Source organism: Frankia sp. AvcI1, assembly GCF_001420875.1.
Taxonomy (GTDB): Bacteria; Actinomycetota; Actinomycetes; order Frankiales; family Frankiaceae; genus Frankia; species Frankia alni.
Genome location: NZ_LJFZ01000002.1, coordinates 359,022 through 369,972 on the forward strand (window position 1 = coordinate 359,022; position 10,951 = coordinate 369,972).

Here is a 10,951-nt window from a genome sequence, read left to right on the forward strand (position 1 = left end):
GCGCGCCGGAGCCGCCGGCTCGCCGACGCGCCGGCGGAAGGCGACGTGCGGATGGTGAGCGCAGCCGGCTCCCGGCCGACCGGGATCAGCCTGGGCAGGCTCGCGGAGCTCGCCGTGGAGCGCACCGGCGGCACCGAGGAGATGATCTTCGAGGGTCGGGTCGAGTCCGGCGCGGCCCGCTTCGCCCGGTCCTGCCGGTTCAGTGCCGGCCTGCGCGGCGCGGGGTTGGCCGCCGGCGAGCGGGTGGTCGTCCACATGGCCAACTGCCCGGAGGTCACCATCGCCTACCACGGGGTCTGGCGCGCCGGCGGAGTCGTGACGCCGACGCTGTTCCTGCTTGACGAGGCCGAGCTGCGCCACGTGCTGGTCGACAGCGGCGCCCGGTTCGTCGTGACGACCCCCGAGTTCCTGGCCAAGGTCCGCGCGGTGGCGAGCGGCTGCCCCCAGGTGCGGGCGGTGATCGTGGCGGACGATGCGCCTGGTGCTGGTGCTGGTGCTGGTGCTGGTGCTGGTGCTGGTGCTGGTGCTGGTGCTGGTGCTGGTTCGGCCGGGGGCCCTGACCCGGGCGGGGCAGCCGGGGCGCGGCCGCCGGTGCTGCGCTTCGCCGACCTCGCGGCGGGCGACGAGGGTCCCCTCGAGCCGGCCGATCCGGACGCCATGGCCGCCCTTCTCTACACCGGCGGCACCACCGGGCGGGCGCGGGGAGTCGTGCTGTCCCACGACGCGCTGTCCGCCGGGGGCTTCGCGGCCCTGTCGGGGAGCGCGGACGAGGAGCTCGTCGGCCTGCTGCCGCTGCCGTTGTCGCACGTCTACGGCCTGACGATCAGCGTGATGACGCTGCATGCGCGCAAGCCGGGCCCGGCGGTCCTGATGCGCTGGTTCGATCCCCGCCAGTGGCTGGACCTGGTGGCCGAACACCGGGTGGCCCTCAGCGCGCTGGTGCCCTCCATGATCGACCAGTTGCTCGCGGAGCCGCTGCACCTGGCCGACACCTCGTCGCTGCGCCGGATCACCAGCGGCGGCGCGCCGCTGCCGAGGGAGTGCGCGCACGAATGGNGGCGGCGCCTGCCCGACGTCGAACTGGTCGAGGGGTACGGCTGCACCGAGACCGCGGGGATCATCACCACCTCGCCGCCGGGTGCGGCGCGGCCGGGCAGCGTCGGCCTGCCCGCACCCGGAGTCGAGGTGCGCGTCGAGCTGCCCGACGGCGCGCCCGCCGGCCCCGGGCAGGACGGGGAGATCTGCGTGCGGGGCCCGATGCTGATGACCGGGTACTGGCAGGCGCCGCGGGCCACCGCCGACGCGCTGCGCGGCGGCTGGCTTCGCACCGGCGACGTGGGGCGGCGCGACGGCGACGGCTACCTGTTCGTCGTCGACCGGATCAAGGATCTGATCATCCGCGGCGGGGTCAACGTCTACCCGCGCGACGTCGAGGACGGCCTGCTCGGCCATCCCGACGTCGCCTCGTGCGGGGTGGTCGGGCGGGCCGACCACCGCCATGGTGAGGAGGTGATCGCCTACGTACAGCTCGTTGGCGGCGGCACCGTCTCCCCGGAGGAGCTGGTGCGCTGGGGCCGGGCCCGGCTCGGGCCCCTGCGCTACCCGCGCGAGGTGCACATCGTCGAGGCGCTGCCGCTCACCAGCGCGCTGAAGACCGACCGCCGGGCGCTGCGGTCGCTGAGCGCCGTCTCCGCGGCGTCTCAGCGCCCCACGCCCGGCGGCGAGGGCCCCGGCGATGTGGCCTCCGGCGGCGAGGCTCCCGGCGGCGAGGCCTCCGGCGGCGAGGCTCCTCGCGGCGCGGATCAGAGCGTCGAGTGAACCCCGTGGCTCTGCACCGCGCCCCGGGCCAGGCTCAGCGCCGCGGGCGAGGCGATGTTGGCCGCGTCCATGAAACTGAGTGCGAACAGCCCGTCCTGGCTGAGCTGGCGCACCGCGTCCCCGGCCAGCAGCGCGTGCATGTCGGCCTCCCACGTCGCCTGCGACTCGGACTTGAAGTGGGCCAGCATGACCGGGCCGTACTGGCCGAGCGCCCGCGTCATGTCCCGTACGTCCGCGGCGTTCGAGTCGGCGCCCATCGCCTGGAAGCTCTCGAAGTCCGAGACGCGCAGNACGTCCGCGAAATGGGTGATCAGCGATCGGCCGGCGCCGGTGGCCGGATCGTCCCACCGGCTCTGCCAGCCGCCCCAGCCGAGCGACACCCGCGCGTTCGGCGCCCCGGAATGGAAGATGTCCAACGCCGCCAGGTACTGGTCCTGCAGCGTGAGGTAGTAGTTGGTGGTGTCCGGCGTGGTGGCCCACGCGTTCGGGTGGCACNGGTACGTCTGGAACTCGGTGAACAGCGTGACGTACAGCGCGGGACCGTTCGCCGGGCCGGAGAAGATCGACGCGAGCTCGCGNGCGTCGTCGAGGAAGCCGCTCGACAGCGGGTACTCGCGTCCNCACGCCGGGCCGTGCGCCGTCTGGACGGTGNCGACCTCGCCGGTGCCGTCGAGCCAGACGATGAGGTGGATGCCGTGCCCCGACTGGTAGACCTCGGGGATCAGGTCGGCCTTCCACTTGCGCAGGAAGCTCAGATCGTTCGGTCCGTTGTACCAGGTGCTGAGAAAGTCCAGGTCGGGTGCCAACGGGGAGGTGTGGGCGCTGTCGAGCCCGGGCCCCAGCCCGAAGCGCAGCTTGCCCGCCGGGGTGGCCGGAACGGCCCTGCCCGCGGCGGCCAGCGGCCGGCGTGTCGGCTCGGCAGGGCCGGGTCGCTCGGCCGGGCCGCCCGTGTTCCTGTCGTCGACCGCCGGACTGGCGGAGGTGACGCCGAACCTGTCGGCGCCGTTGCTGTCGGCGTCGCCGCCCCCGCCAGCGGCGCCGCCCCCGCCGTGGACAAGGAGAGGGATCGCGACAGCGGTCGCGGCGAGCAGAGCAAGAAGGGGAACCGTCGCATGTCGGAACCTCCGGCTACGCATGGACACATTCCTCTCGCGGCGACCATCCGATAGGAGCAGAACTGTAGCCGCTCACATACTTTCTGGCGTCGAATGTGCTCCGTGAGTCGGCCGGTACCGCGGACCTGCGTGGGCGGGCGATGGTTTGGCCGGGCGCGGGAATTTGTCGTTCGGTGTCGGAATGATGGGAGAAGCCCGGAGAAGGTTGTCCCCTTCGTGGTCCTTCGAGGGTGGGGGTCCGTGGTGAGTGGGTACGCCCAGCGACACCATGAGCCGTCGTGATCAGACAACCAGACTGCTGACTGCCTGGATCCGGGGTCGGCGCCGTGCTGCGCCTGCCGCCGGAGCAACCGAGGCGCGGGCGCGCACGCCGTCCGCGCCGGGCCGCCGCCGGTCGCCGGAAGACGCCCCGCCGCCGCCGGATGTCTCCCGCGAGTCGGCGGCGCCCGCCCCCCCGAGTGCGTCGCCGGAGCCGAGTACGCCGCCGGGTCCGAGTACGCCGCCGGGACCGAGCACGTCACCGAAGGCGCGGCCGCAGGAGTCCGCGGCGGCCGAGCCGGGTGCCGAGCCGGGTGCCGGGATCGACGACGAGCTGGGCGACCTGATCCGGTTGGTCGCCCAGGAGGGGTTCGGCTTCACGGGGCTGCGGGACGGTCAGCTCGACGCGATGCGGGCCGTCGTCGAGGGCCGGGACACGCTGTGCGTGCTGCCGACCGGCCGGGGCAAGTCGGCGGTCTNCCAGATCCCGGCTCTGGTGCTGGCCGGCCCGACCATCGTGGTCTCGCCGTTGATCGCGCTACAACGCGACCAGGTGCGTGGGCTGACCGAGCGGCTGGCGGGGCTGCTGGGCGACGACGACCCGGCGGCGGCCGCGGCGAACTCGGACGCCGGGCGGGCGGCCCGGCAGGCCGCCTTCGACGCGGTCCGGCAGGGGCGCACCGAGTTCCTTTTCCTGGCGCCGGAGCAGTTGGCCCGCGACGACGTCCGGGCGGCGCTGCGCGAGGCCCGACCGTCCCTGTTCGTCGTGGACGAGGCCCACTGCATCGCGTCCTGGGGGCACGACTTCCGGCCCGACTACGCCCAGCTCGGGCAGGTCGTCGAGGACCTCGGGCACCCGACGGTCGTGGCGCTGACGGCCACCGCGGCCCCGCCGGTGCGCCGGGAGATCCGCGAGCGGCTGCGACTGCGTGACCCCGTCGAGGTCGTACGGGGATTCGACCGGCCCGAGATCAGCCTGTCCGTGGTGTCGTTCACCGACGAGGAGTCCAAGCGGGCGAGCCTGATCGAACGCATCGCGGGGGAGGCCAAGCCGGCGTTGGTCTACGCGGCCACCCGGCGGGCCACGCAGGAGCTGGCCGACGAGCTCGCCGGCCTCGGGCTGACGGTGCATCCCTACCATGCCGGCCTGAAGGCTGCGCGGCGACGCGAGGTCGAGGCGGACTTCATGGCCGACCGGTGCGACGTGGTGGTCGCCACGACCGCCTTCGGCATGGGCATCGACAAGCCCAACGTCCGCACCGTCATCCACGCCGAGGTNGCCGACTCCCTCGACTCCTACTACCAGGAGATCGGCCGCTCGGGGCGAGACGGTGAGCCCGCGGTGGCCTGCCTGTTCTACCGGCCGGAGGATCTCGGGCTGCGGCGATTCTTCGCCTCCGGCCGGGTCGACGAGACGGCCCTACGCCGCGTCGCGGTCCTGCTGGGGCACGCCGACGCACCGGTGACGGCGCGGGAGCTGGCCAAGGCGGCGGGGCTGCGCGACACCGCGCTGACCCGGCTGGTGGACCTGCTGGCCAGCGCGGACGTCGTGGCGGTGGGCGACGACGGGCGCATCGCCGCGCGAGTCGACGCCCCGGATCCGGAGGAGGCGGCGCGGCGCGCGCTCGGAGTGGCCGAGGCGCGGGTCGAGGTCGACCGTTCCCGCGTCGAGATGATGCGCGGCTACGCCGAGACCCGGGACTGCCGGCGGGCGTTCCTGCTGGCCTACTTCGGCGAGACGATCAGCGGGCCGTGCGGGCGCTGCGACAACTGCCTGGCCGGTCTGCCGGCCCAGCGGCGGGCCGAACCCGCGGGCGACGAGGCGCCGTTCCCCGCCGGCGCCGCGGTGCGCCACGTCTCGTGGGGCCGGGGGCAGGTCNTCAAGGAGGATGGCGATCGCATCACGGTGCTGTTCGACGACGTCGGCTACCGGACCCTGTCGGTGGGGGCGGTCCGGGAGCGTCACCTGCTCGATCGGACCTGAAGGACCTGCGCCGCAGCGCATCCCCCCACCGAAGGGCCCGCACCTACAGGTACGACCGCCGTTACAGCGACTGCCCGGTCCGTCCCGAGATGTCCGATGATGTCGTTTCCTGACATCGTCGCGTGCCGTGCATTGGACCCAAGCACGGTCACGCGCCCGGCCAGAGCAGGGAGGACCATGACCGCGCAAGCGGATCTCAAGATGAGCACCGCCCTGGTCACAGGGGCGTCGTCAGGCATCGGCGCGGCCTTCGCGCAGGCGTATGCGGCCCGCGGCGCCACGCTCGTCCTGGTGGCGCCGGCGGAGCCCAGACTGACGGAGGTCGCGCAGCGGCTGGGCACCCGCTACGGGGTCGAGGTGCACACCGTGCCGATCGACCTCGCCGAGGAGAGCGGTCCCGACCAGNTCGCCAAGGCGGTCGCCGAGACCGGCCTGGAGATCGACATCCTCGTCAACAACGCCGGCTTCGGGACCCGTGGGCCCTACCACGAGCTGTCCCCGGACCGGGATCACCGCGAGGTGATGGTGAACGTCGTGGCGGTGGAGCGGGTCGCGCACCTGTTCCTGCCCGCCATGGTTGCCCGGGGCTCCGGCACCATCATCAACGTGTCGTCGACCTCGGGCTTCCAGGCCGTCCCCTACATGGCGGTCTACGGCGCCTCCAAGGCCTTCGTCCTGTCCTTCTCCATCGGCCTGTGGGCCGAGTGCCGGCCGCGTGGGGTGCGGGTGCTCGCCCTGTGCCCGGGGCCGACCGACACCGACTTCTTCGAGGTGCTGGGCTCGCGGATGTCCGCCGGCGGACGGTTGCGGACCACCGACGAGGTGGTGGCGGCGGCCTTTCGGGCCCTTGACCGGGGCCAGGCGTACGTCATCGACGGCCGGTTGAACTACCTGACGTCCAACGCCTCCCGGCTGCTGCCCCGCGGCCTGGTCGCGCGGATCACCGAGCGGGTGCTGCGGTCCGGGTCGCTGGCCGCGGTGCCGGGCGCGGTGCCGGCGAAGCGTCGCACCGCCTGATCGGGCCACCCCTGCCGGCCGTTGCGTGCCGTCCGATCGGACCACCCCGGCCGCCCGCCGTCGTGAGGGTTCGCGGCGCGGCGCGGCCGTCTGGCGGCCTAGGGAGCCATCCCCCGACCGGGCGACCCCGCAGTGGCCCGGTCGGGGGGCGGCCGGCCGGCGACGGCCCGACCGTCGCCGTGGGCCGCCGACGGCTCCGATCACTGTGAGCGGGACGCGCCTACCGGGGTGACCACCGGGGCGACCGCCGGCGCGACCACCGCAGTGGCCGGGTCGGCGGGGGTCAGCCCGCCGAGATCGGCGACCAGCTCGTAGGAGCGGATCCGGTCCGCCAAGCGGTGGACGTTCGTGGTGATCATGATCTCGTCGGCGCCGGTCACGTCGAGCAGGGCGTCGATGCCGGCGCGGACGGTCGAGGGGGAGCCGACGATGTGCGACGCCGTCGCGTTCTCGGCCGCGGCCCGTTCCTGCGGGGTCCAGGCGTGCGCGGCGGCCTCCTCGGGAGAGGGGAAGACGCCGGGACGGCCGCCGCGGATCCGCAGCATCGCCAGCCGGACGGGCGCGGCGAGCCATTCGGCGCGCTCGTCGTCCTCGGCGCAGACGACGGCGGCGGCCACGATCGCGTACGGCTGCTCCCGCCCGGGCGAGGGGCGGAACGACCGCCGGTACAGCTCGAGCGCCGGCACCGTGTTGGCCGAGCTGAAATGGTGCGCGAAGGCGAACGGCAGGCCGAGCATCCCGGCCACCTGGGCGCTGTAGCCGCTGGACCCCAACAGCCAGATCGGCGGCACCGGCGACTGCGGGAACGCGTGCACGCCGCGCATCGGATGGTCGGCGGCGAAGTCGCCGCCGGCGAGGAAGGTGGTCAGCTCGGCGAGCTGCTCGGGAAAGTCGTCGACGGCGAGCAGCCCGGCGGTGCGCCGCAGCGCCCGGGCGGTGGCGGGATCCGTGCCGGGGGCGCGACCGATCCCCAGGTCGATCCGACCCGGAAACAGGGCGCCGAGCGTGCCGAACTGCTCGGCGACCGCCAGCGGCGCATGGTTGGGCAGCATCACGCCACCGGACCCCACCCGGATCGTGCCCGTGGCCGCGGCGACCTGACCGATGAGGATCGCCGTCGCCGAACTGGCGATGCCGGGCATGCCGTGGTGCTCCGCCAACCAGTACCGGATGAAGCCGAGCCGTTCGGCGTGCCGGGCGAGCTCGAGCGACCCGCGGACCGCATCGGTCGGGGTTGTTCCGGTGCCGACCGGCACGAGGTCCAGCACGGACAGGGGGACGCGTCGGGTCAGGTTCACGGCATGGTGCAACGACCTGGCACGGCCGCTGTCTTCCCCGCCCGCCACGTCGGAGCCCGGGCCCGAGCCGGTGTCGGTCACGTCTCAGCCGCCCACGGTCTCCATGTAGTCCTCGGCGACCTCGTCGAGGGCGTCGCTGGGATGGCCGAGCGCCACGCGCACCCGGCGGCGCCCGACGAGCAGGAGATCGAGCAGGAAGTCCGGCACCGGGGCCCGCTCGCAGCGGTGGTAGCCCATCGTGAACCAGGTGTGGGCGTCGTCGAGCCGACCGACCGCCTCCAGGCTCTCGGCCACCGCCTCGTACACCCCCGGATCGGCCGACTTCGCCGCCTTCAGCTCCGCCCGCAGCGCGTCGGCCTCCTCGGCCTGCCCCTCGCGCAGCAGCCCGTCGTGCAGCCAGACGCGGGGATCGACGGGGCAGGCGCTGCCGTCGGCCACGGCCGCGCGGTAGCAGCGGATGGCCTCGCTCCAGTCCTGGGCGAGCCCGTACTGGCTGCCCGCGTCGACCAACAGGGAGGCGCGGGTGATCGTCTCGCTGTGGGTGTCCGGCCGCTCGGCCAGTGCCTCCAGGGTGCCCGCCGCGCCACGGTGATCGCCNCTGCCCGCCGCCCTGAAGACGATCTCATCCACGTCGTCGTCCGAAAGCATGCCGCTCATTCTCCCCGTCCGGGGTCGCTCCGCGACGGACGGGGACCGGTGGCGTGGCTGCGCCTGCCCCGCCCAGGGCGCAGGGATACCGTGCCGGCTTCGGTCGGGCGGAGTGTGACGGCCGACGATCCGGCTGCGGACGGGTCGGCCGGCCCGGATCGGGGAAGGAGGTGATCGATCGCCGCCACGGACAGCGAGCGCGAGCCGTGGGCACAGGACCGGCGGTTCGGTGGATGCGGCGCTTCGGCGGATGGGATGTGGGTGGACGCGAAATCGGCGGGTCGGGATGAGCGGCCGTGGCCCTGGCCCGAGCCGGCGGCGAGCGGGCAGGTGGATGCGGCCCGCGGCGGGGATGCGGCCGGCGTCGGGGATGCGGCCCGCGGCGGGGATGCGGCCGGCGTCGGGGATGCGGCCGGCGTCGGGGATGCGGCTCGTGGTGCTGATTCAGGCCGTGGGGCGGATTCAGGCCGTGGTGCTGATTCAGGCCGTGGTGCTGATTCAGGCCGTGGTGCTGATTCAGGCCGTGGTGCTGATTCAGGCCGTGGTGCGGATGCGGCTCACCGGGCGGATGCAGCTCGAGGTGCGGGGGCGGCTCGTGGGGCGGGGGTGGCCTTCGTTCTCGGCGGGGGTGGCATCCTCGGTGCGAGCGAGGTCGGCATGCTCGCCGCCCTGTTCGACGCCGACATCCTGCCCGACCTGGTGGTAGGCACCTCCGTCGGCGCGATCAACGGGGCCGCGGTGGCGGCCGAACCCGCGCCCGCGACGATCGACCGGCTGACCGATCTGTGGTCGCAGCTTGGCGTCTCCGACGTGTTCGCGGGGGGCCCGGCCCGGCGGCTGGCCACCGTCGTCCAGCACGGTCACCTGCACTCCAACGCCCCGCTGCGCGCGCTGCTGCGCACGCACCTGCCGGCCGGGCCGATCGAGGACCTGCCGGTGCGGTTCCAGTGTGTCGCGGCGAGCATCGAACGGGCCGCTGCGCACTGGTTCGACCGCGGACCGCTCGTCGAGGCGGTGCTGGCCTCCTGCGCGGTTCCGGCGCTGCTGCCGCCGGTGCGCATCGGGGAGGAGCACTTCATCGACGGCGGGATCGTCGACAGCAACCCCGTCGGACGGGCGGTGGAGCTTGGGGCACACACGGTCTACGTCCTGCACGTCGGCCGGATCGAACGGCCGCTACGGCCGCCGCGCTGGCCCTGGGAGGCCGGTCTGGTCGCCTTCGAGATCGCCCGCCGGCGCGGCTTCACCGAGGCGATGGCCCGGCTTCCCAGCGGGGTCGCCGTCCACGTGCTGCCGGTCGGGGAGCGCGGCGCCCCGCTGGTGCCGCTGCGCTACCGCTCCACCTCGGGCCTGAACCGGCGCATCCAGCAGGCCCGGCAGGCCACCGCGGCCTACCTCGACCTCACCGCCGGCGACCGTACCCGGTCGCTGGATGTGCTCTGACCTGGAGGGCTGACGCCGTGGGCGTTCCACCGTGGGCGATCCGCCGGTTCCTGGTCGACCCGCTGTTCGTGCCGCTGGCGGCGGCGCTGGCCCTGCTCGCCGTCGCCGTCGCCGCGCTCGGCCTGCTGGCCGCTCCGGTGGACCGCCGGCTGNGGGTGCCGCGCGCGGCCCTGCTCGTCGCGATCTACCTGACCGCCGAGATGGTGCTGATCGTCGCCATGTTCGGGCTGTGGCTGGCCCGGCCGGCCCTCGACGGGCGTTGGGAGGCCGCCCACCTGTGGCTGCTGCGCCGCACGCTCGCCGTGCTGGTCGCGGCCGCCCGGCGGCTCGTCGGGCTGCGCCTGGAGGTCACCGAGCCGCCCGTGGGGACGGTCGACGCCGGTTCGGGGCCCGTCCTCGTGCTCAGCCGGCACGCCGGGCCGGGGGACTCCTTCGTGCTCATCCACCTGCTGCTCAACCGTTACCACCGGACCCCACGGGTGGTGCTGATCAATNGGCTCCAGCTCGATCCGGCGATCGACATCCTGCTCGGCCGGCTCGGCGCCTGCTTCCTGCGCAACGACGGCTCGGACGACCATGCTGCCGCTCGGATCGGCGACCTCGCCAACAGCCTGACCGCCGGTGAGGCGCTGGTGATCTTCCCGGAGGGGGCGAACTTCACCCCGTCACGCCGCCGGCGGCTGATCGCCCGGCTGCGTGCCCGCGGCCAGTGGGACCGGGCGGCGATCGCGGAGGATCTTGACGCCGTGCTGCCGCCGCGACCGGCCGGGGTGCTCGCCGCACTCGCCACCGGCCGCATCGCCGCCACGATGATCGTGGCGCACGCCGGCCTGGACGAGCTCAGCGCGCCCGGCGAGGTCTGGCAGGCCCTGCCGTTCGCGTCGCCGCTGCTGCTGCGCTGGTGGTGGGTGCCGGCGGCGGAGATCCCGGGCCCCGAGCGGGCCAGGCGGCAGTGGCTGACGATGCACTGGGCAGTGGTGAACGCCTGGATCGGCGCTCAGCGCGCCGTAAGCCTCAGCGATGGTGGCGGTGGCGTTGCCGTCCGAGGCGGCGGCATTGTCGGCGATGGTGTCGGCGGTGGCGGTGGCAATGGCGGCGACGGCGTTGTCGGCGATGGTGTCGTCCGTGGTGGTGGTGNCGATGGTGGCGGCGGTGGTGGTGGCGTTGGTGTTGTCAGCGGCGGTGGTGTCGGCGCGGCCCAGCCAGCGGCGGGCGACCCGCCGTCGCCAACGGACCCGGCCAATCCCGTGCTGTAGGTGGCTTTTCCTCGGGGGCGGTGCGAGTTGGTTCCCGTGTCGTCTCCGCCCACAGCGTACGAACAGGTGTTCGACATTGGGTGGATGTTGTTCTACCGTTACCCCATGGATCTC

At 73.9% G+C, this 10,951-nt stretch carries 6 protein-coding genes and 8 pseudogenes; 11 read left to right on the forward strand and 3 right to left on the reverse strand.

Features of this window, described 5'->3' with window-relative positions; all coding sequences use genetic code 11:
• Positions 1-51: 51 nt before the first annotated feature.
• Positions 52-1,056: AMP-binding protein (locus UK94_RS38980; protein WP_235486358.1), on the forward strand; the 1,005-nt coding region annotated here is incomplete at its 3' end.
• Position 1,057: 1 nt separating this feature from the next.
• Positions 1,058-1,818: pseudogene (locus UK94_RS38985) on the forward strand (AMP-binding protein); the annotation flags it as partial.
• On the opposite strand, the pseudogene UK94_RS38990 reads toward UK94_RS38985, so the two are convergent.
• Positions 1,803-2,108: pseudogene (locus UK94_RS38990) on the reverse strand (hypothetical protein); the annotation flags it as partial. The pseudogenes UK94_RS38985 and UK94_RS38990 overlap by 16 nt on opposite strands.
• A gap of 1,093 nt (positions 2,109-3,201) precedes the next feature.
• Here UK94_RS38990 and UK94_RS72750 point away from each other — a divergent pair.
• The 5 genes and pseudogenes from UK94_RS72750 to UK94_RS03775 form a co-directional block, all read left to right on the forward strand.
• Positions 3,202-3,670 (forward strand): annotated as a pseudogene (locus UK94_RS72750) (recombinase RecQ); the annotation flags it as partial.
• Between the two features lies 1 nt (position 3,671).
• Positions 3,672-4,469, forward strand: a pseudogene (locus tag UK94_RS39000) (RecQ family ATP-dependent DNA helicase); the annotation flags it as partial.
• A gap of 1 nt (position 4,470) precedes the next feature.
• A pseudogene (locus tag UK94_RS39005) lies at positions 4,471-5,070 on the forward strand (RecQ family zinc-binding domain-containing protein); the annotation flags it as partial.
• Positions 5,071-5,352: 282 nt separating this feature from the next.
• The coding region (locus UK94_RS39010) for an SDR family NAD(P)-dependent oxidoreductase (RefSeq protein WP_235486360.1) at positions 5,353-5,580 on the forward strand (228 nt) is incomplete at its 3' end.
• Between the two features lies 1 nt (position 5,581).
• Positions 5,582-6,192, forward strand: a pseudogene (locus UK94_RS03775) (SDR family NAD(P)-dependent oxidoreductase); the annotation flags it as partial.
• A 200-nt stretch (positions 6,193-6,392) separates the two neighbouring features.
• Here the strand turns inward: UK94_RS03775 and UK94_RS03780 are convergent.
• Both UK94_RS03780 and UK94_RS03785 read right to left on the reverse strand, forming a co-directional pair.
• Positions 6,393-7,490 carry an LLM class flavin-dependent oxidoreductase gene (locus UK94_RS03780; protein WP_041940122.1) on the reverse strand — a complete coding sequence of 366 codons (1,098 nt, stop codon included), beginning with the start codon at positions 7,488-7,490 and terminating at the stop codon, positions 6,393-6,395.
• Between the two features lie 84 nt (positions 7,491-7,574).
• On the reverse strand, positions 7,575-8,087 hold a 513-nt coding region (locus UK94_RS03785; protein WP_235486362.1), incomplete at its 5' end, for a hypothetical protein.
• Positions 8,088-8,571: 484 nt separating this feature from the next.
• Between UK94_RS03785 and UK94_RS03790 the strand changes: the two genes are divergently transcribed.
• The 4 genes and pseudogenes from UK94_RS03790 to UK94_RS39025 all read left to right on the forward strand — a co-directional run.
• On the forward strand, positions 8,572-8,844 hold the full coding sequence (locus tag UK94_RS03790; protein ID WP_157734098.1) for a hypothetical protein: 273 nt from the start codon (positions 8,572-8,574) through the stop codon (positions 8,842-8,844).
• Positions 8,796-9,581 (forward strand): patatin-like phospholipase family protein, encoded by a 786-nt coding sequence (locus UK94_RS03795; protein ID WP_231861483.1) that lies wholly within the window; start codon positions 8,796-8,798, stop codon positions 9,579-9,581. Before UK94_RS03790 ends, UK94_RS03795 begins: the two co-directional genes overlap by 49 nt.
• Before the next feature lie 218 nt (positions 9,582-9,799).
• A pseudogene (locus UK94_RS39020) lies at positions 9,800-10,075 on the forward strand (glycerol acyltransferase); the annotation flags it as partial.
• A 1-nt stretch (position 10,076) separates the two neighbouring features.
• A pseudogene (locus UK94_RS39025) lies at positions 10,077-10,718 on the forward strand (glycerol acyltransferase); the annotation flags it as partial.
• Positions 10,719-10,951: the final 233 nt, after the last annotated feature.

What these genes read in the sequence shown, in the direction of transcription:
- UK94_RS03795 (WP_231861483.1), top strand. Translation starts at nt 8,796, where the DNA reads ATGCTCGCCGCCCTGTTCGACGCCGACATCCTGCCCGACCTGGTGGTA.